The organism is Hoylesella loescheii DSM 19665 = JCM 12249 = ATCC 15930, from assembly GCF_000378085.1.
GTDB lineage: Bacteria > Bacteroidota > Bacteroidia > Bacteroidales > Bacteroidaceae > Prevotella > Prevotella loescheii.
The window spans coordinates 1-20,932 of record NZ_KB899231.1 but is presented as its reverse complement, the minus strand read 5'-3'; the positions used below and the strand labels follow the sequence as shown (position 1 = coordinate 20,932).

Annotated in this window: 13 protein-coding genes, 1 pseudogene and 1 riboswitch; of the genes and pseudogenes, 10 read left to right on the top strand and 4 right to left on the bottom strand. The window is 48.2% G+C overall.

The window, feature by feature from the left end:
* Window positions 1-359: 359 nt before the first annotated feature.
* A complete protein-coding gene (locus tag F453_RS0113475) occupies window positions 360-878 on the bottom strand; it encodes a HutD family protein (RefSeq protein ID WP_025790194.1) in 519 nt (172 codons plus the stop codon).
* A 398-nt stretch (window positions 879-1,276) separates the two neighbouring features.
* Here F453_RS0113475 and F453_RS0113470 point away from each other — a divergent pair, with 398 nt between their 5' ends.
* The 5 genes from F453_RS0113470 to F453_RS0113450 all read left to right on the top strand — a co-directional run bounded on the left by F453_RS0113470 (window position 1,277) and on the right by F453_RS0113450 (window position 7,555).
* Complete coding sequence (locus F453_RS0113470) at window positions 1,277-2,434, top strand: FN3 domain-containing metallophosphoesterase family protein (protein ID WP_018968479.1); 1,158 nt, start codon at window positions 1,277-1,279, stop codon at window positions 2,432-2,434.
* A 133-nt stretch (window positions 2,435-2,567) separates the two neighbouring features.
* Complete coding sequence (locus F453_RS0113465) at window positions 2,568-3,146, top strand: RNA polymerase sigma factor (protein WP_018968478.1); 579 nt, start codon at window positions 2,568-2,570, stop codon at window positions 3,144-3,146.
* Window positions 3,147-3,497: 351 nt separating this feature from the next.
* Entirely contained in the window at window positions 3,498-4,340 is an 843-nt protein-coding gene (locus F453_RS0113460; RefSeq protein WP_018968477.1) for a hypothetical protein, read from the top strand.
* A gap of 11 nt (window positions 4,341-4,351) precedes the next feature.
* Window positions 4,352-5,227, top strand: coding sequence for a DUF4249 family protein (locus F453_RS0113455; RefSeq protein ID WP_025790195.1), 876 nt, complete (start codon window positions 4,352-4,354; stop codon window positions 5,225-5,227).
* Window positions 5,228-5,230: 3 nt separating this feature from the next.
* Window positions 5,231-7,555, top strand: coding sequence for a TonB-dependent receptor (locus tag F453_RS0113450; RefSeq protein ID WP_018968475.1), 2,325 nt, complete (start codon window positions 5,231-5,233; stop codon window positions 7,553-7,555).
* Between the two features lie 24 nt (window positions 7,556-7,579).
* Here the strand turns inward: F453_RS0113450 and bcp are convergent, their stop codons facing one another.
* The gene (gene bcp, locus F453_RS0113445; RefSeq protein WP_025790196.1) at window positions 7,580-8,032 is read right to left on the bottom strand and encodes a thioredoxin-dependent thiol peroxidase; all 453 of its coding nucleotides are present in this window, start codon (window positions 8,030-8,032) and stop codon (window positions 7,580-7,582) included.
* Window positions 8,033-8,168: 136 nt separating this feature from the next.
* A riboswitch (cobalamin riboswitch) is annotated at window positions 8,169-8,453 on the top strand.
* A gap of 70 nt (window positions 8,454-8,523) precedes the next feature.
* Between bcp and F453_RS0113440 the strand changes: the two genes are divergently transcribed.
* From F453_RS0113440 to F453_RS0113430, 3 genes are all read left to right on the top strand, one after another.
* The gene (locus F453_RS0113440) at window positions 8,524-11,043 is read left to right on the top strand and encodes a ribonucleoside-diphosphate reductase subunit alpha (protein ID WP_018968473.1); all 2,520 of its coding nucleotides are present in this window, start codon (window positions 8,524-8,526) and stop codon (window positions 11,041-11,043) included.
* A gap of 43 nt (window positions 11,044-11,086) precedes the next feature.
* Entirely contained in the window at window positions 11,087-12,133 is a 1,047-nt protein-coding gene (locus F453_RS0113435) for a ribonucleotide-diphosphate reductase subunit beta (protein ID WP_018968472.1), read from the top strand.
* Between the two features lie 621 nt (window positions 12,134-12,754).
* Entirely contained in the window at window positions 12,755-14,215 is a 1,461-nt protein-coding gene (locus F453_RS0113430) for a glycoside hydrolase family 27 protein (protein ID WP_018968471.1), read from the top strand.
* Between the two features lie 127 nt (window positions 14,216-14,342).
* Here F453_RS0113430 and F453_RS0113425 read toward each other — a convergent pair whose 3' ends face one another.
* Both F453_RS0113425 and F453_RS0113420 read right to left on the bottom strand, forming a co-directional pair.
* Window positions 14,343-14,858 (bottom strand): flavin reductase family protein, encoded by a 516-nt coding sequence (locus F453_RS0113425; protein WP_018968470.1) that lies wholly within the window; start codon window positions 14,856-14,858, stop codon window positions 14,343-14,345.
* Between the two features lie 694 nt (window positions 14,859-15,552).
* Window positions 15,553-17,058: a glutamine synthetase family protein gene (locus tag F453_RS0113420; RefSeq protein WP_018968469.1), complete on the bottom strand. Its 1,506-nt coding sequence runs from the start codon at window positions 17,056-17,058 to the stop codon at window positions 15,553-15,555.
* Window positions 17,059-17,318: 260 nt separating this feature from the next.
* Here F453_RS0113420 and clpB point away from each other — a divergent pair, with 260 nt between their 5' ends.
* Both clpB and F453_RS0113405 read left to right on the top strand, forming a co-directional pair.
* The gene (clpB, locus tag F453_RS0113415) at window positions 17,319-19,907 is read left to right on the top strand and encodes an ATP-dependent chaperone ClpB (protein ID WP_009161876.1); all 2,589 of its coding nucleotides are present in this window, start codon (window positions 17,319-17,321) and stop codon (window positions 19,905-19,907) included.
* A gap of 789 nt (window positions 19,908-20,696) precedes the next feature.
* Window positions 20,697-20,932, top strand: a pseudogene (locus tag F453_RS0113405) (transposase); the annotation flags it as partial.

Here is a 20,932-nt window from a genome sequence, read left to right as displayed (position 1 = left end):
CCTTTTCGCAAATCGACAATTAAGGGTTTGGAAGCCACTTTCACTACTCCTAAACACTGCTTTCTATCCTCTTGCGGTGTTACAGCTAAGTTGGAATCGTGTTCCTTGTTATCTGGAATCGTGTTCCAGCTAAGATGTAACCCTGTTCCAGATGATATGGAACAGGGTTACATCTTAGTGATTATCCAACAAGAGGTTTGATAATGCAGCTTTAAGGGTTTGAAAGCGCTGGCTGAAAGCTTTCCAAATAGATTCTATTTCATTCTCCAAGAGTTCGCTTTTCTCATCATGCCAATGACCAAGCAAGCACGACGTGGCTCATTTGGCTTTACAAAACGCTGGCATATACAGCCCTTTCACTACATTTCCACACACAGCACGTGGCCCGAAATGCGAACGTCGCCACTAACCCATGCCGCATCGTACTGCCGAAGAGACGTGCCGTTTAATACGGTTTGGCTGCCAATGGCAAATACCAACATGCGCCCCACACCAACAAAATGATGTTCGCCATGCTTTACGCGTGCGCGCACGCGCGTACCTCTTTTATATATAATGTTCAAGTCTACTGCCCCTGGCGTGTTCACGGAAGTAACCTTTGCCGCACCATCAAACTCGAAAAGGTTTTCGTTAGACAGCTCTATGGTTTGCCCATCCACACAAAGCGTGATACATCCCTCTAAACATAAAATTAGACGAGTAAAGCCCGAGAAGTCTGAAAATGTACTTTCCGTGGTGTTGATAACGGCCGACGACACACGCAACTCGAAGTTGCGGTCTTGCAAACTGCTCCCCTCTGCGGGTAAAATGCACACTTCGCGCGTGATACCACCCGCCCATTCGTTCGTCTTAAAGTTCTCTTTGCAGATTATTTCCATCGTTAGATTGTTTTTAAACCAATGCCAAAGGTAGCAATTATCCTGCAAAATAAACGATGAAAAGCGTCTTTTCATACCACGACAGCATAAAAAGTGAATAGCTCGTCGCTGTTATCTGTTATGAGGATAAAGTTTGAGAAAACTAGTGCTAACGAGGGTTAGCTAACCACCCCTTTGCTAGTCGCAAGGCATCGGTGCACGAACCTGCCTCAAAAAAAAGCATTAAAAACTAAGTACCAAAGGCAAGCTTCTGCGTATTATATATAAAACCGCACGTTTTCGACAAGACAAACGGGCAACGCAAGGTGTGCCATTAGCCTTTCGACCGACATAACTTTCTGCCCGTAGACCATTAAAAATAAGGCTCTTTCGAACTCGTCAACTAAAAATCAACCAAGATGAAGCGACTGATATTCCTAGCCATGCTGCTGCCGATGCTTAGCGCAAAGGCCATTAAAGTTACACACGGACCCTACATCTGCGACATGGACAGTACGGGCCTAACCATCGTTTGGGTGACCGATAAGCCCGGACGGGCATGGGTTGAGGTGGCCGACGATTCCATGGGTCACTTCTATGGCAAGGAACGACCACGCTTTTATGCCACCCTACACGGGCGACGCGAACTGACAGATAGCGTGCATCGCGTGCGTATCGACGGACTTAAGCCCGACACGCACTATCGTTATCGCATCTTTACCGAGCCCATTGCACAATGGAAATACGACGACTGGATTACCTTTGGCAAAATAACGGCTACCGACGTTTGGCGTGGAAAGCCGCACGAATTTCGCACTTTCCCCGCCCAACCACGCGACTTCACTTTCCTTGTACTTAACGACATACACGAGCGGGCCGACTTTATGAAAGCTCTTTGCAAAAACATCGACTTCAAAAAGATTGACTTTGTTTTGCTCAACGGCGACATGTCTAACCGTATCAATTCGCAAGTGCACATTTTCGAAGCCTATATTGACACCTGCGTAAGTATGTTCGCCACCCGCGTGCCCATACTTTTCAACCGTGGAAACCACGAACTACGCGGTCCGTTTGCCGATTACCTCTATCGCTATTTCCCCACGCGAACGGGCAAATACTACCGTCTGCAACACGTATGTGGCGTTGATTTCCTCTTCATCGACTCGGGCGAAGACAAGCCCGACTCAGATATCGAGTACAGCGGCATAACCGAATACGACCGTTATCGTGAGGAACAGGCGCAGTGGTTACGCCAATTGCAAGCCGATGGCACGCTGGGACGCTACCCCGTAGTGGCCATTTCGCACATGCCACCAACACTCGAAGACTGGCACGGACCATATCACATGCAGAAAACCATCGTTCCCGAGCTGAATAAGATGAACGTCAAGGTGATGCTTTCAGGACATTTACATCACTTCGGGTATGAAAAACCTGGCGAAATTATCAATTTCCCCAACCTGGTGAATAGCAACAACACCTACCTTTTGTGCCATGTGAAGGGTGGGAAAATGGAAGTGGACTACGTGGGATTGAACGGAAAAGACAAGAAACACTTCTCTTTCCCCCTGAAATAAGGAACGATAGCGCCCTGTACACAAAACTTTCATCAGGCGCAAAAGCATTATTTCAGAACCGCAGATTTGGTTTTTTCGCTACATTTCACTACATTTGTAACCTAATCCTATTGTCACCTAATGCGCCATCCCTATGCGGGAAAACGAAGAACGATATGTAGCCGCATTGAAAGAAGGCTCGCGCGAAGCTTTCACAATGCTCTACAACCTGTACGCAGACAGGCTGTATAGCTTTGCTTTGGTGCAAACCAAAAGTAAACAAATGGCCGAAGACGTGGTGCAAGATACTTTTTTGAAGCTTTGGAACAACCGAACCAACCTAAATTGTTATGGCAATGTGCAAGCCCTAGTATTCACTATGGCGCGCAATCTCATCATCGACGCCTTCCGTCGGCAGGTGGCCAACATCGACATCGATGCCTATTTCAAGCTACACGAAGCGTTGCCAAGCACGGCTTCGCCCGAAGAAAGCCTTTATTTCAACGAAACAAAGGAACATTTGGAACAAGCAAAGGCTAAGCTAAGCAACAAAGAATGTAAGATATATGAGATGAGCCGCGAACAAGATATGCCCATCAAGAAGATTGCGCAAACGCTCAACCTATCCCCACAAACCGTGAAAAACTATCTCACCTCAACGCTTAAGGTGTTTAGAAGTCAGCTACGCAGAGAGCAACTGCTGTGGTTGCTCTCCTTGTTGCCTATGGTATGATGGAGAGATCTTAATAGCCAAACACGATAAAAACGACTCTAAAATAAAATAAACACCTTTTTTTATTACTGAAACAATACACTTTTCTTATATTTGTACCGTAAATCCAACAAAACCATAACATACAATGCAAATGAACGAAAATGGTCCACCGTACAATTTATAGTCACTCGCCAATGACTACCACAAGTGTCAACGCAAATGCACGTTAGCCAAAGATGAGCAGAATAACGTCAAGAATGACACTCATGCGTCACCACACAGACTAACAGAATTCCCTTTTTGGAATGCACTAACGCTTTCCATAGGATGATTAAGTTACCATTAGTCAACTCCACAACACAAACAACAATGAAAACAAAATATGTTTATTTCATAGTGCTGGCTTTAGCCATTTCTGCCTGCAGTCATATAGAAGACAATGATTTTATTGAAGGTACGTCTTATATTCTTACGGCGAGGAAATGCAACTACGCATGGGCTTTCAACGCCTATATTAAAAAATTCTCCGATGAATGGGGTAACTACACAAGAATATCTCCATTCAAGAAAGATACAACGATAAAGACAAGCGACTTTGTGTTAGGTTTTACAACCTGCAATGTCGACATTAAAGACATGAAGAAACATCCTTATCGTGGAGATTATCAGGAAGAATACAAGAAGTATGGTGGAAACATGTTCATAGATTATCCACCATTCAATGCCCTTTCTTATATGACTGAGAACATGGCTGATGAAAAAGACCCCGTTATAGAAACACGATTGAGGCAACAACTTGAAAGTTCTAAAACAAGAACTGCAAATTCAGACTTGCCAACAACAGTTCTCATACGTGTGGATTATAGGCTAACATGGCTGAAAGACATTAAGATTACGTGCTCGGCAGAGATTGCAGGGCGAGCGGCTGGTCAATCACTAATCGACCTTTTCGTTGTTCAAGGCTACTATGAACACCATAATTTCATCGTGACCTCTAACAAAAATGTTATCACCGATAAGGCTAGGATAAAGGGGATAAGTCTTTCGCAATACCTTTCTTATAAGCCAATGGCACCCGCGGAAATATTTCTTAGGTTTAAAGAAGGCGTTAATGTATCTGCACCAGTTACGGCCCAATTCACCGTTGAACTGATAACGGGCGAAGACAAATCGATTAAAACCACGGCTGCTGCTGTGAAATTCGTACCCTGATATTCATCGATATGAGAAAGAACTGCCTCAAAATATTGCCCGCATTGCTAATGTTGGTGGCTTTGCTCGTTGCTTGCGTGGAAGAGATAGCCACGCCAAACCTGCGCGAGCCCAAAATGGTGGTGAACTGCTTGCTCACCCAAGACTCCGTGCAAAAGCTGTCGCTGACGTACACCAACGAGCTGGGCAACACCGCATACGAGGAAGTTCCCCAAGCCATCGCTACCTTGTTTGAATACGATCGTGAAGTGGGCGTGTTCAGCAAGGTGGCGTATGGCGAATGGCAGTTGGTGTTCAAACCCGTAAGGGGACGAAAATACACCCTGCGAATACAAACGCCAAACCACCCCGACATGACCGCTACCACCACCTTTCCTGAACGTCTACCCATCCACAGGTTAAGGCGGGAAGACAAGGAAAATAAGCGCGCTTTCCGAATTAGGGAAAACACAGAAACGTTTTGGGCATGCGCGTTCTCGAAAGAACAAGACACCACCATGCTCCCAGTGGTGATACGCCCCAATTATAGAATGCTAGAAAACATCGGTACCGACTATCCGCGAACCGACCAATTTAACATGCAGGCATCGGAAGCCGACATCGTGAAGTATCATCACCATTATATCCGGATGCTTCCAACAACCGTGCCCAGGACCTTCACCCTCTATCCGCTTTTCAGCAGCGTAGTCTCGTTCATCGCCGTTTCTGAAGAATACGACCGTTACCTTAAAAGCAGCCTCCTGAAGATGCAAGCTTACGAGTCGTTTCAAGACCCTACGCAATGGCTTGAAGAAAACGCCATCTACTCGAACATCGAAAACGGGGTGGGCATTTTCGGTGCTTACGAAGAAACGTTGTTGAACTGCAACAATTTCTTACCCGAATAACAGATGAGAAACATAGCCCTCTTCATCGTCGCTTTTTGTGTGCACGCTTGCCTTTATGCACAAAACAAGGCAGCTACATACGTGGTTAGGGACAGCTTAACCCAACTCGCCGTGCGCGGTTGCCGTGTAATGTTCGACAACCAAACCGCCGAACGCACAACCGTTACCGATGCCGCAGGCTGCTTTAACTCGCCTGCGGGGGCGACAACTGTCACCATCTCGCACGTGGCTTACGAGCCAAAGCAGGTAGACCTTCGTAAGCTGAACGGCAACACCATATATATAGTACCCAAAAACGTTGCCTTAAAAGAAACCACCATCACCTCTACCACACCCAGCAACCGTGGTAGCGAGTTTAGTTACGATGCCCGTCAGGCAGCCTCAACCATCTCTATCATTGGCGAACCCGATGTGATAAGGCATACTTTGAGCTTTCCCGGCACTTCGTTTGGCATGGAAGGCACGCTGGGCATCTTTGTGAGGGGCGGCGACACCAGCGGCAACGGACTTCATTTCGATGGTGTTCCACTCTACGTCACCTCACACCTGATGGGGCTTTTCTCGGTTATTCCACCCGAAATGGCCGACAAAGCCGACTTCTACAAAGGTGGATTACCTGCCACGAACGGCAGTTATTCGTCGGCCTTGATAAGCGTTACGCCCAAGCCCAACTATGGCACGCCCATCAGCGGTAAAGTATACGTCTCGCCATACCTTTGTGGATTGCACGCCAGTCTGCCGTTAATAAAGGATAAGATGTCGATAAGGCTCTCTGCACGAACCACCATCCTGCCCTATATCCTGAACTGGATGAACAAAACCGACGACAAACTGCGCGTCGACCTTTACGACATTTGCGTAAAGCTAGACTATAAGGCCAACGAAAGAAACACCCTTTCGGTATTTTATTTCCACACGAACGACCTCTACGAATACACCCAATACCAAGAGGCACGAAACAATCAGGCCTGGAGGGCCACAGCCGCCAAACTGCAATGGGACACCAAGTTGAGCGAACAAACCAGCTTTAATTTCTTGGCTTACCACACTTCTGCGTTTTCCATTCAAGAGTCCGACTACTTCGCCCCTAACACCAGCGACACCCGTTCGCACATTGCCATCGCCTCTAAGCTGAAAGAATGGACATTAAGGGCTATGTTAAGCCACGCTTGGGGGCAAGGTGTAGCCATGCGTGCAGGCCTTTCCTTACAGAACCAAGGGTTTACCAATGGCACGCAACGAACCCTAACGGACGAGCGGAGCATAAACAACGTGCAGACTTACCCCAGCACACTTGGTGCTGTTTTTGCAGAAACCGACCTGAAATTTTCCACACGGGCCGACCTGAAACTAGGTCTAAGAGGCAACGTTCGCTTTCACGAAGAGCGCCTGCCAGTGAATATCGACATCCATGCGCTTACTCATTGGTACTTCAAACCTTGGCTGGGCTTAGAGCTGGCTTACGATAGGCTGAACCAATTTCACCATATATTAGAAGGTTTACCCACTGGTTGGCCGCTCAACATTAGAGTGCCAAGCAACGATCGCTTTCCAAACGAGGAAACAAACCAATTTTACGCAGGTGCATTTGTCAAGGAGGCATGGGCCGACGACAGAAAATTCGACGTCACAATTGGGGGATATTACCGCCAGATGAAAAACCTCGTAAGTTACACCAGCCCCATTAACGCCTTCGGCTTAAACACTTCCACTTGGGAAGAAGAGGCTACCAGTGGCACTGGACGTTCTTTAGGACTTGAAGCCAGTTCGGCTTTAACCCTGCCCGCATTTACGGCATCGTTGGCTTACACCCTCTCTAAAACCACCCGTAGCTATCCATTCGTCAACGGTGGCAGGTCGTTTCCCTATAAGTTTGATAGGCGACACATCCTTAACTGTCAACTACAATACACCTTTGTAAGGCGAGCAACACGCAAAGGAACAGCCGAACACAACGTGGCTTGCAATGTGGTATTCGCTTCGGGCAATAGGCTCACCCTCCCCATTGGCACTTATCAAGGTTTCGCACCTCCCCATTGGGACAATCTCAAAACGGGTTACATCCATCCCGACGAATATTATCGCCACATCTACGATAGGCAACAGATGTCCGACCGAAATGCCATTTCAACCCCAAACTACTTCCGTACCGACCTTGCCTACAATTACATCTCCCGCGGAAGGCGTTGTACCAAAGAGCTGTCGTTCTCTGTGTTCAACGTGTTTAACAGGCACAACCCCTACGCTCTCTTCCACGAAGACGACCAATGGAAACAAGTTAGCATCGTCCCCATTATGCCCATGATAAGGTGGAGCATCAGTTGGTGATCCTTAGCGGTAGCCCATTGGGTCTCACTTGCCCAATATCTGCTGTGCGTGTTCCTTTACCTTAATTTCCTTGGGCAGCATAATACGGGTTATCACGCCCTCTTCGTTGATGATAAACGTGGTACGGAACGTGCCGAAATACTTGCGGCCGTACATGCTTTTCTCACCCCACACGCCAAATTCTTCCACCAATTTCTGTTCGGTGTCTGCTATTAGCGGGAACGGCAAGTCGTGTTTCTCGATAAACTTCTTGTGAGATTTCTCGTCGTTTACACTCACACCCACCACTGCGTAGCCTTGTTTTTTCAGCTCTGCATAGTTGTCGCGCAAGTTACAAGCTTGCGTTGTGCAACCCGAAGTGAGGTCTTTGGGGTAGAAATACAACACTAGCTTCTTGCCTTTAAAGTCACTTAAACGTATCTCTTTTCCGTTTTCGTCGTGCCCCAACACTTCAGGGGCCTTGCTTCCTATTTCCATCATAATGATAATTCCTTTTCTTTTGTTTGTTGGTACAAAGATAAACATTAATTTTCGAAAAGCCTTGTAGCCGTTAAAAGACATTTTCGGCCTGCATAACGCCCTGCAAATGTTTCGCCCTTTGCGCCAAAATGTGTACCTTTGTGCCAGAATTGGTTTGCTAGGGCTCAATGCCCGGCAATTAAAAGGGAACGGGGTGCAACTCCCCGACTGTCCCGCAGCTGTAAGTTTTTTATGGTTTTCTTCCAAAGGCCGACTCTAAAAAAGCACAAAATACCCTGTAACAGAACGGGTATTTTTTAGATAACGCCATCGCGTAAGCCACTGTTTCGGTTCAATCGCATTGTTTTTGCGCGCCGAATCGGGAAGGCGAAGAGAATTAGAACAAAGTCAGAAGACCTGCCCGTTCGTCAAAGTGCCGTTCCACTCGTGGGAATAGGGAACGCCACGAAACGTTTTTTTGAATCAATAAGCAAGTCAAAGTCAATCTCATGGACATAACCAAGAGAAATGGTTCGATGGCCCCTTTCGACAGGGAAAAGATAGCCACGGCCATCAAGAAGAGTTTTATTAGCACGGGACGAACCATCGTGGAAGACGAAATTCGCGACGTAGCCATCGCCGTAGAGCAAGTTATCATAACCAACCCAGCGAAACAAAACGTTGAATGTATTCAGGATGAGGTGGAACGAAGCCTTATGCAACGTGGCTTTTACGCTGAAGCCAAGAGCTATATCCTGTTTCGCTGGCAACGAACCGAACAGCGAAAATACCTCAATAAGATAGCCAACACCCTGCAACAACCCGAAATTGCACCCGCGCTGAAAGGTATAGCGGCCGATTTTGACCCCGAGTTGTACCCCATTGCAGCACTCGCCGAGAAGTTCATGGGCTTTGTTAAGGCCGACATGAACGGGCGCGACAAGCTGTCGGCACTGATAAAGGCCGCCGTGGAACTTACCTCGGCCGAAGCCCCAAACTGGGAATTCATCGCTGCACGACTGCTTAGCTATCGCCTGCAACGCGACCTAGAAACCTTCGAACAAGCAGAAGACATACAATCCTTTGCCCAAAAGGTTCGCCATTTGGCTAGCCAAAACCTCTACGGAACTTATATCGCCGAGGCCTATACCGATGGCGAACTACAGCAGGCAGCATCTTTCATCGACGAAGAACGCAACAAACTGCTCAACTATTCAGGTCTCGACCTCCTCATTAAGCGATATGTCATCAGGTCGTTTGCTCATAAACCCGTTGAAAGCGTACAAGAAATGTTCCTTGGCATTGCACTGCATCTAGCCATGAACGAGGGCGAAAACCGCCTACATTGGGTAAGGAAGTTCTACGATATGTTAAGTCGTCTGGAAGTAACCATGGCCACACCCACCCTAGCCAATGCACGCAAGCCCTTCCATCAGCTGTCAAGCTGCTTCATCGACACCGTTCCCGATAGCCTTGAAGGCATCTACCGCAGCATCGACAACTTTGCCCAAGTGAGCAAGTTTGGCGGTGGCATGGGTCTTTATTTTGGCAAAGTGAGGGCCGCAGGCGGACGTATTCGCGGGTTTAAGGGTGCTGCTGGCGGCGTGGTTAGGTGGATGAAGTTGGTTAACGACACAGCCGTGGCCGTAGATCAACTGGGCGTTCGCCAAGGCGCAGTGGCCGTTTATCTGGACGTTTGGCACAAAGACCTACCCGAATTTCTACAATTACGCACCAACAACGGTGATGACCGAATGAAGGCGCACGATATTTTCCCTGCCGTTTGTTACCCCGATTTGTTCTGGAAAATGATGCAACAAGACCTCAATCAAGAGTGGCACATGTTCTGTCCTAACGAAGTTCTCACCACACGAGGCTACGCGTTAGAAGACTTTTACGGCTCGGAATGGGAAGAGAAGTATCGCGAATGCGTGGCCGACAAACGTCTTTCGCGCCGCACAATGACGCTCAAAGACGTTATTCGCCTTGTACTTCGCTCGGCCGTTGAAACGGGAACGCCCTTCACTTTCAACCGCGACATCGTTAACCGAGCCAACCCCAACGCCCACAACGGCATCATCTATTGCTCTAATCTCTGCACCGAGATTGCTCAAAACATGCAACCCATCGAAGAGGTTAGCAACGAAGTGGTGACCAAAGACGGTGATACCGTAGTAGTGCGAACCGTAAAGCCAGGCGATTTCGTGGTGTGCAATTTGGCCAGTCTGTCGCTTGGCAACCTGCCGTTAGAAAACGAGGCCTATCTCAACGACGTGGTGGCGACGGTGGTTCGCGCGCTCGACAACGTTATCGATCTGAACTTCTACCCCGTACCCTACGCCCAAATAACCAACCATCGCTATCGCAGCATTGGCCTTGGCGTAAGTGGCTATCACCACGCACTAGCACTTCGGGGCATAAATTGGGAGAGCGAAGACCACCTGCAGTTTGTAGATCAGGTATTCGAACGCATCAACCGCGCCGCCATCGAGGCTAGCTCGGCCTTAGCCAAAGAGAAAGGATCATACGCTTGCTTCGAGGGGAGCGACTGGCAAACGGGTGCTTACTTCGAGAAACGCAACTACGACTCGCCCCAATGGCAGCAAACGGCTCAGCGCGTAAAGGCACAAGGCATGCGCAACGCCTACCTGCTGGCCATCGCCCCCACAAGTAGCACCAGCATTGTGGCTGCCACCACGGCTGGCCTAGACCCCGTAATGCAACGCTTTTTCTTAGAAGAGAAGAAGGGTGCGATGCTTCCACGTGTGGCCCCAGCACTCTCCGACCGTACGTTTTGGCTCTACAAGGGCGCGTATCAAACCAACCAAGCATGGAGTATGCGGGCTGCGGGCATACGTCAACGCCACATTGACCAAGCGCAAAGCGTTAATCTCTATATCACTAACAACTATACCATGCGCCAGTTGCTCGACCTCTACCTCTTGGCATGGCAAAGTGGGGTGAAAACCATCTATTACGTGCGAAGCAAATCGCTAGAAGTGGAAGAGTGCGAAAGCTGCGCATCGTAACCCTAACCAGAATAAAAACAAACGAAACAGCAATATATTATAAATGGATAATAAGCTAAAAAAGAACGCCTTGTTTAACCCTCAAGGCGATACCGACCTGCGACAAAGACGTATGATTGGCGGAAACACCACCAATCTGAACGATTTTAACAACATGCGCTACACTTGGGCCAGCGACTGGTACAGGCAGGCAATGAACAACTTTTGGATTCCAGAGGAGATAAATCTTACCCAAGACACCAAAGACTACCCACTGCTGCCGCCAGCCGAACGCAAGGCTTACGACAAGATATTAAGCTTTTTGGTGTTCCTCGATTCGCTGCAAAGCGCCAACTTGCCCTCGTTAACCGAATTCATCACAGCCAACGAGGTGAACCTCTGCCTGCATATTCAGGCCTTTCAAGAGTGCGTTCACAGTCAGAGTTACAGTTATATGCTCGACACCATTTGCTCGCCCGAAGAGCGAAACGACATTCTTTACCAGTGGAAAACCGACGAGCACCTGCTTCGTCGCAACACTTTCATCGGCGACTGCTATAACGAGTTCTATGCCAACAACGACAAGGCATCGCTCATGAAGACGCTCATAGCCAACTACATACTCGAAGGCATCTACTTCTACAGTGGCTTTATGTTCTTCTACAACTTGGCGCGCAACGGCAAAATGTCGGGTTCGGCACAAGAAATACGCTACATCAACCGCGACGAAAACACGCACCTGTGGATCTTCCGCAACATCATTCACGAAATGAAGAAAGAAGAACCCGAATACTTTACGCCCGAAAAGGTGAAGCTCTACGAAGAGATGATGCGCGAAGGAGTGCGCCAAGAGATTGCATGGGGGCAGTATGTGATAGGCGATGAGGTGCAAGGGCTTAACGGGCAGATGGTAAACGACTACATTCGTTACCTTGGCAACATGCGCTGGCGTAGTCTTGGATTCGGCAATTTGTTTGAAGACAACATCGAAGAGCCCGAAAACATGCGCTGGGTTTCTCAATACGCCAACGCCAACATGGTGAAAACCGACTTCTTCGAGGCAAAAAGCACGGCATACGCCAAAAGCACCGCCATCGAAGACGACCTGTAAACGTTCGCCTGCAAATTGGCCCTCAATCGGCCAACGCCACATAACAACCACCTTGCAAAAGACCTATTACTATGTGAGATTTTGCCAACAATCGTTTGGTCGTTAGCAAAATCTCACATAGTAATAGGTCTTTTGCGAATTATTTATAAAGGAATACGACTACAAGAAACAACAAAAGCAGCCTACTAATGCCGTAATCGTAAAGCGCAACAGGCCATTCGCCCCTTAAAAGAGGGGTTAGACGTGGATCTGTTTCTTACCTTTCATCCACCATTACCACACCTCCTGCACTACGTCCTTTAACAAGACGAAGAGTAATAGGCCTTCTGTACGCATATTACACATCAACTGGAACAAGGCTACATATGATCTGTAACATCATTACACATAACATGTAACCAGGTTACACGTCACATGTAACAATGCAAGAGAACTGAAAGCAGATGCCTAGACCATATCTCCCACCTCTCAAACGAACTGCTTTTAAGAAGGCTCTATTTAATGGATAGCGAGCGCGAAACGGCGTTTCCAACCTCGTAGGCATGTTTTTGTTATGATAAAGCTTGTTCATCTAGCTGTTTCTACCTATCTTTGCACACATACTAAATTTGATTCTTTGATATGAAAGGTCTAATCTACACGCTTCTTTTGCTGTTTATGCCACTCGTGGCCTCAGCCGATAACGGTCTGCGTTGCGCCAAAAACGTATTCTCACAACCCAATGTGCGCTTCATGCATAAAATAAAATCGATACACAGCGATGCTGTTATCGGGGTGAAAGGATTACCTAACGGATTGCAATGGAATGCTCGCCGCAACTTGGTTGAGGGTAAGGTGAAAACGCCTGGCATATATACGTACTCCATTACTTCTACCATCAAAGGACAAGTAAGCGAAGAACAAATCAGGCTTACCGTGTCCGACAAATTGGCTATGCCTCTCCCCTTCATGGGATGGCTTTCTTGGAACTCCGTAGAAGGCGATGTTTCGGAGGCCATCGTTAAGAGCGTGGCAGACATGTTTCGAGCTAACGGTTTGTATCAGGCTGGTTGGAACACGGTGATGATGGATGATTTGTGGCAAGCACGTAAGCGTGCAGACGACGGGAAACCACTACCCGACCCCAAACGCTTTCCTAATGGCCTGCGTACTGTTGCCGATTATGTGCACGCCAAAGGCATGAAGTTTGGTCTTTACACCGATGCAGCCAACAAAACTTGTGCTGGCGCGTTTGGTTCGTATGGCTATGAGCAGATAGACGCTGAACAATACGCCCAATGGGACGTGGACATTGTGAAGTGCGACTATTGCCATGCACCCACCGAACAAGACACCGCCATTGTACGTTACCGTCGTTTGGGCGATGCTTTCAAAGCCGTTGCGCGCCCCATTACGCTTTATATCTGTGAGTGGGGCGACAGAAAGCCATGGCTTTGGGGAGCTGAAGCAGGCGGAAGTTGCTGGCGTGTGAGTGCGGATGTACGTGATAGATGGACCTGCGAACCAGGCGGAACGGGCGTGGTAGAAAGCATCAAGGCCATGAAAGACATTGCTCAGTATTCGGGTGTCAATCGTTTTAACGATGCAGACATGCTTTGTACAGGTCTGCATGGTAAGGGTAAGTCCTCGAACGACTTATGTTTCGGCAGTCCAGGCATGACGCAAGACGAATACGCCACGCAGTTTGCGCTGTGGTGCATGTGGTCGTCGCCCATGGCTTTATCGTTCGACCCACGTGCCAACACCCTGACAAAAGAAGACTTGAAGATACTAACCAATCGCCATCTTATCGCCCTTAACCAAGACCGAATGGGTCAACAGGCCGACTTGATATCAGAAACTGATAGCCTAGTGATGTTTGCCAAGGACTTGGAGAATGGTGATGTGGCCCTCTCTGTTACCAACATGTCGGGCAAACTGCTTGAAGCCACCTTCGACTTTACCCAAATTCCAGCCTTCGATACCAACAAACGCTATCAATGCAGGGACTTATGGACCGGCGAAAAGCTTTCTGCCGTAAAACAAAGCTTTGCAACAAAGGTTCGTCCACATGCCACACGCATGTTTAGATTGAGCGAATAAAGGGGAATTATTTATGGGCAGGTTCTAAAAATACTGTGAGGGCAGTTTTCAGAACCTGCCTTTACACAAAATTGGCATTACGTCCCTACCCTTACAGATTACGCCAATGACACAAACATAAGGGAGGTTATTCATCATCACGCACCAACACCTTCTCTATCTTTCCCACGTACATCGTGTGGAGATCACGCTTAGGGTAATTCTCATCGAGCGTCTCCTGATATACGAAACCACTCTCCTGTAATTCCGAAGCATACAGCTTCTTACAGATAAGTACAAGCTTGGCCTCCTTAAAGTATACCGTTTCGTCAGCAAACACTTTGGTAAGCCCTGCCTTTGCTATCTTATCCTCATCACGTCCCGACACTGTTCCCAAATAAGCCATTTGCTTCTTGAAGTCGTTATCCATAACGCAGAGAGTGAAATACTTCTCCTTATCCACATACGTCTTCGTATAACGTGACGGGCGCAGATAGATAACTGCCGTAGGATCATTATGTCCCCATAGGCAGCCCAGGTGTCCCCAACTAATTGTCATCGTGTTACACCCATCCTGTTCATTACCTGCAGACACTAACATCCATTCTTTCCCTAGCAGGTTGAATGGATTAAATTCCATCTCCTTATAATCGATCTCTTTCATATTATGTGTTGTTATGTTATCTCAGTCTGTTTCAAAATCCGTGCTAGACATGAACATATACGCGAGTTCGGGATAAGAGATGTTCGCTATGCCAGCTATCGCGTAGTGCTAGTTGGCGAGACTGCTATTCGTTTTTTATCTAATCTTGCTTAAGAAAGCATCGTATCTCATCCCGAATTCACGTAGCGTTTGATACTCACTTGGCACGATCTAGGCCCTTCATTCCATAGCCTATCACCGCCAACAACTCACCTTTCCGTCCTCCAAACGCCATCTTTCACACCTCACCCGATAAGCTCTTGTAGTGAGCTTTTTCAACTCTCGCTTTGTTACAGCTAAGTTGGAACCCTATTCCAGCTAAGTTGGAACAGGGTTCCAATTCAACTGGAACAGCATTCCAATTCAACTGGAACAGCGGTCCAAAACATGTTTAACGCGGCGGTTAATGTAATAATGCATCATCAGGACTTAGCAAGCGCATTCCCGGAACGATGAAAATGCGAACGAAGGAATGGTTAATTGGCGAGCCTCACGCCCTGTCATCAGGGCACATTTTTTTCTTAGACATAGGCGTTAGGTTGTTATTTTGTGGCTCAACGCAAAAACAACAAACCCCAGTTCAAGGGAAGGGCGCACAGCCCCACCCTTGTTCTGGGTTTACAATTATGGTTTAATTTGCTATCTTACGTTGGCCTTATCCGCAATGGAAGTAGCGTTCAACAAACTCTTTCAGTTCTTGGGGACGATTTTCTACTTCCTTACGTAGGTTGCTGTCGTTAAAGTCGCGCAGCTGTTTGATAATACCATCAATCATTGCGGGCGAGAATACGCCATAAGCTTCGTACACCTTACGTTGGCGTTCTAGGCAATCAGCCGAGGCAACGCAGCTGTCGGGCAACTGTCCGAGACGGCTCAACTTGTCGGCATTTGCTGCATCGTGGATATTCACATCTACGTAAGTTTGCTCTGCAATTTCAAGTGCGTTGGGCAATTCGAAGCCATAACGGCAGCCAACACACAAGCCAGCAAGAAGTTGATAAACGTCGGCCGACCCGTCGGGCGAACGCATTTCGAAGGTCTGCTTCATCGAAGTGTCGGGTGTTTCGGCAGGTTGTTGCGGGTTAGCCCTATGCATCATGTCGATGCCAGCAGCCCAACCTAGCGGCACGCGCACAAGAACCGAGCGGTTGCGGTCGCCCCAACATACGTTGGTGGGTGCCTCTTGGTGAGGAACAAGGCGGAAGTAAGCCATCGGGTTCTTGTTGCCAAAGGCGGTGATGCTATCTGCAAGCTGCATCAAACCGGCAATAGCCGTACGTGCGGTATTGCTTAGCTTGCCGTTTTCTACCATCATGCTCTTGCCATCTTTCATCATGCGCATGTGCACGTGCATACCCGAACCTGCCTTACCTGTGGTGATTTTCGGTGCGAAAGTAACGTTCATGCCCATCTGATAGGCCAAGTTGCGAATAATCCACTTAGCAATCATCAGTTCGTCGGCAGCCTTTTCAACTGGCACGGGCAAGAATTCAATTTCGTTTTGTTCGTAAATCAGTCCGTCTTGACTGAAATTACCCACCTCGGAGTGACCGTATTTAATCTGTCCGCCAGCCTTAGCAATGTACGACATGCAAAGCGTGCGGAAGTCGTTAGTTTTAGCGTAGGGCATCGACTCGTGGTATCCGCGCTGGTCAACGGCAGGGAACACCTCCTCGTCGGGCGTTATCACGTAATATTCCAGTTCGCCCATGGCATGAAATTCCATACCCGTAACCTCGCGGAAAGCCTTTGCAGCCTTGGCCAAAGTGTATTCGGGCGAGCTTTCTAGCGGATTGCCGTCCTTGTCGAAATAAGATGCCAGCATGCAAAGCGTAGGAATTTCGGCGAAGGGATCTACGAAAGCCGACGAGAAACGCGGAAGAACGTAGAGGTCGCTACTACCTGCTTGAATGAAAGAGAAAAGGCTAGAGCCGTCCACACGTTCACCACAAGTGAGTATTGTGTCGAGATAAGCCAAGTTGTTGATGATGAAATTGAGGGTCTTGAGTTTGCCGTCGCCCCCAGGATACATAAAGTTCACCATCTTAATGTCGTTTTCTTGGATAAAACGCACAATATCCTCCTTGGTAAATTCGGAAGACGGTTTTTGCAAGAATGCCACCACTTCGTTGGCATTCATCAAAAGTTCATTGTTTGCCATGTTCGATATCTTTTTAGTTAAAACGGTTTAATGTCGGTTGATTGTTTACGTTAAATACTTTACCGATGGTTTTTATTCAGTTGGGACAAAGGTAGGAAAAACAAATTTACGTGACAAATTTTCCGCCAATTAATTGTGTTTTACATGAAAAATAGTCACTAAACTGACAAATTGACACATAAAACAGCCTCGGCACATTGTTTGGATAGTGTTTAACAGACAATAAGTCAGACTATAAAACAATATTAAAGATATAAACAATGAACTTCGACAAGTATACAATTAAAGCGCAAGAAACGGTCCAGGAGGCCGTGAACATTGCACAACGGGCAGGACAACAGAGCATCGAACCTGTGCACCTGCTCAAGGCCTTGCTTGAAAAGGCCGCCGACGTAACCAACTACATCTTCCAGAAGCTTGGCGTTAATGCCATGCAGGTAAGTACGTTGGCCAACTCGGAAGTAGAACATCTTCCGCGCGTAGAGGGCGGTAAGCCCTACCTAAGCAACGAAGCCAACAACGTTTTGTTAAAGGCCGAAGACCTATCGAAGAGCCTTGGCGACGAGTTTGTTTCGGTCGAGCCGCTCTTCCTGGCCTTGCTGGCCGTCAATTCGTCGGCTGCTCGCATCTTAAAAGATGCCGGATGCACCGAAAAAGACGCGCGCGCAGCCATCGAAGCCTTACGACAAGGGCAACAGGTGAAGTCGCAATCGGGCGACGAAAACTACCAATCGCTGGAGAAATACGCCAAAAACTTGGTGGAAGATGCCCGAAACGGCAAGCTCGACCCTGTTATCGGGCGTGATGACGAGATACGTCGCGTGCTGCAAATACTATCGCGTCGCACCAAGAACAACCCCATATTGATTGGCGAACCCGGTACGGGAAAGACCGCTATCGTTGAAGGCTTGGCCGAGCGCATTGTGCGTGGCGACGTGCCAGAAAACCTTAAAGACAAGCAATTGTATTCGCTAGACATGGGTGCACTGGTTGCAGGCGCCAAGTATAAGGGCGAATTTGAAGAGCGACTGAAAAGTGTTATCAAGGAAGTGACCAACGCCGACGGGCAGATTATTCTCTTCATCGATGAGATTCACACGCTCGTTGGGGCTGGCGGAGGCGAAGGGGCGATGGATGCAGCCAACATTTTGAAGCCCGCATTGGCCCGTGGCGAACTCAGGGCCATAGGTGCCACCACGCTAAACGAGTATCAGAAGTACTTCGAAAAAGACAAAGCGCTGGAGCGCCGCTTCCAAACCGTGATGGTAAACGAACCCGATGAGCTTAGCGCCATTTCCATTTTGCGTGGCATTAAGGAGCGTTACGAGAACCACCACAAAGTGCGCATACAGGACGATGCCTGTATCGCCGCCGTGCAACTGTCTGAACGCTACATCTCCGACCGCTTTCTGCCCGACAAGGCCATCGACCTGATGGACGAGGCGGCAGCAAAACTGCGAATGGAACGCGACTCGGTGCCCGAAGAACTGGACGAAATAACCCGTCGCCTTAAACAGTTGGAGATTGAACGAGAGGCCATTAAGCGGGAAAACGATGAGCCCAAGATGGCGCAATTGGATAAGGATATAGCCGAATTGCGCGAACAAGAGAAGGCATTCAGGGCCAAATGGGAGAGCGAAAGGGCGTTGGTAAACAAGATTCAGCAAAACAAGCTGGAGATTGAACGCTTGAACCACGAGGCCGATAGGGCCGAACGCGAGGGCAATTACGAACGTGTGGCCGAGATTAGGTATGGCAAGCTGAAAGAGCTTGACAACGATATCGAGAGCATCAAGCAACAACTGCAAGCCACGCAGGCGGGAGAAGGCATGGTGCGCGAGGAGGTTACGGCCGACGATATTGCTGAAGTGGTGAGCCGATGGACGGGTATTCCCGTTACGCGAATGTTGCAAAGCGAGCGCGAAAAGCTGCTGCACCTCGAAGAGGAGCTACATCGCCGCGTTATTGCACAGGATGAAGCCATCGCCGCAGTTAGCGATGCCGTGCGCAGAAGTCGTGCCGGGCTACAAGATCCCAAACGTCCTATCGCCTCGTTTATCTTCCTCGGCACAACGGGTGTTGGTAAAACGGAGTTGGCGAAGGCCTTGGCCGAATACCTCTTTAACGACGAATCGATGATGACACGCATCGATATGAGCGAGTATCAAGAAAAGTTCAGCGTGTCTAGGCTCATCGGTGCGCCTCCTGGATATGTGGGCTACGATGAGGGCGGACAGCTTACCGAGGCGGTAAGACGTAAGCCTTACAGCGTGGTTCTTTTCGACGAGATTGAGAAAGCGCACCCCGATGTGTTCAATATTCTGCTTCAAGTGCTGGATGATGGTCGCCTAACCGACAACAAGGGACGCACGGTGAACTTCAAGAACACCATCATCATCATGACCTCTAACTTAGGTTCGCAGTACATTCAGCAACAGTGCGCCAACCTCAACGACACCAATCGCGACGAGGTTTTAGACGAAACGCGCCAGCGGGTGATGGACATGCTGAAGCAAACCATACGTCCAGAGTTCCTCAACCGTATCGACGAAACCATCATGTTCTTACCACTCACGAAAGAACAGATAGCCGAAGTGGTTCGCTTGCAAATGCGTTCGGTAGGTCGCATGCTTGCCGAGCAGGGCTTTAAGATAGACGTTAGCGACGATGCCATCAGTCTTTTGGCCGACCTTGGTTACGATCCCGAGTTTGGTGCACGTCCCGTTAAGCGCGCCATCCAGCGCTACGTGCTCAACGATCTCAGCAAGAAGATTCTTGCCGAAGAGGTTAACCGCGACAAGCCCATTCTCATCGATGCCCTTGATGGCAAACTGGTGTTCAGAAACTAAGTCACAATAATCATCGTTTAATGGCTGCCGACACACATCAAACATGTAGCTATCGGCACACCGCCATACAACAAAACGCTTTAAAAAACAGGCACAAGCAACTGGGAAACCAGCCTTGTGCCTGTTTTTTTGTTTTCTGACTGGCGTTCAAATGGCATGAAGATGTACAGCATCTTTGCGTGAATTCAGGATAAAATACGATGTGTTTTGAGAAAGATTAGATAAAAACGAATGATTATCTAATCAACTACCGCGTAGCGGTTGGTCTTTTGGTAGGGCAGGGTTGCGATCGAAGTGAGCTACCCTGTCTTGCAGATGGAATTACAAAACAAGGCCGTAGGTCTTGGTCTTTTTACATGTACCGCATCTGTTGTCTAGTCAATAGACGGATATGCGGGCAAATGCTATTGGCGAATGACATTGTTTTTGGCCATTGGTTTCCCAAAAACAGATCGTTCAAACGTAAACAGACCAAGACCTACGGCCTTGAAGGATTATATGCATCGCTTAGACAGGGTAGGTCGTTTCCACTCCCAACCCTGCCCTACCAAAGGACCAACCGCTACGCGGTAGTTGCCATAACGAATTTCTCTTATCCCGAACTCGCGTACATCTTTGGGCTTATAGTTGAACATCGAACAGCTGCAATGAGCCAAAATGCAACGTTTCTAGCCACAACAATTTGTGCCTTTACCAATCGGCCATTCACCCAACGTGCAGTACCAAGGCTTTTGTGTAGTGTACTAAATAAGTTGACACTTTACCTCAAACAAAAAAAAGTAAAAAAACATGGTAAAGTACAATGAAACGGAGAAAATTCTGTTATTAAGTAAGTACATCACGAGCGGTATGGATGCCCGCAGCTTTGCGTTAAGTTGCGGTGTGCCCTATACCACATTCCTCAATTTTTGTCGGGAGTATGGCAATCCCGACTTGTCCTCAATACAGGAGCTGATGAAGAAAGAGAATATTCCCACCACAGTGGAGGAGCTTCAGGCCTTGCTTGCCAAAGAGCGCAAGGCACA

What these genes read in the sequence shown, in the direction of transcription:
- F453_RS0113440 (WP_018968473.1), top strand. Translation starts at nt 8,524, where the DNA reads ATGGACATAACCAAGAGAAATGGTTCGATGGCCCCTTTCGACAGGGAA.
- F453_RS0113465 (WP_018968478.1), top strand. Translation starts at nt 2,568, where the DNA reads ATGCGGGAAAACGAAGAACGATATGTAGCCGCATTGAAAGAAGGCTCG.
- F453_RS0113430 (WP_018968471.1), top strand. Translation starts at nt 12,755, where the DNA reads ATGAAAGGTCTAATCTACACGCTTCTTTTGCTGTTTATGCCACTCGTG.
- F453_RS0113420 (WP_018968469.1), bottom strand. Translation starts at nt 17,058, where the DNA reads ATGGCAAACAATGAACTTTTGATGAATGCCAACGAAGTGGTGGCATTC.
- F453_RS0113470 (WP_018968479.1), top strand. Translation starts at nt 1,277, where the DNA reads ATGAAGCGACTGATATTCCTAGCCATGCTGCTGCCGATGCTTAGCGCA.
- bcp (WP_025790196.1), bottom strand. Translation starts at nt 8,032, where the DNA reads ATGGAAATAGGAAGCAAGGCCCCTGAAGTGTTGGGGCACGACGAAAAC.
- F453_RS0113425 (WP_018968470.1), bottom strand. Translation starts at nt 14,858, where the DNA reads ATGAAAGAGATCGATTATAAGGAGATGGAATTTAATCCATTCAACCTG.
- F453_RS0113450 (WP_018968475.1), top strand. Translation starts at nt 5,231, where the DNA reads ATGAGAAACATAGCCCTCTTCATCGTCGCTTTTTGTGTGCACGCTTGC.
- clpB (WP_009161876.1), top strand. Translation starts at nt 17,319, where the DNA reads ATGAACTTCGACAAGTATACAATTAAAGCGCAAGAAACGGTCCAGGAG.
- F453_RS0113435 (WP_018968472.1), top strand. Translation starts at nt 11,087, where the DNA reads ATGGATAATAAGCTAAAAAAGAACGCCTTGTTTAACCCTCAAGGCGAT.
- F453_RS0113455 (WP_025790195.1), top strand. Translation starts at nt 4,352, where the DNA reads ATGAGAAAGAACTGCCTCAAAATATTGCCCGCATTGCTAATGTTGGTG.
- F453_RS0113475 (WP_025790194.1), bottom strand. Translation starts at nt 878, where the DNA reads ATGGAAATAATCTGCAAAGAGAACTTTAAGACGAACGAATGGGCGGGT.
- F453_RS0113460 (WP_018968477.1), top strand. Translation starts at nt 3,498, where the DNA reads ATGAAAACAAAATATGTTTATTTCATAGTGCTGGCTTTAGCCATTTCT.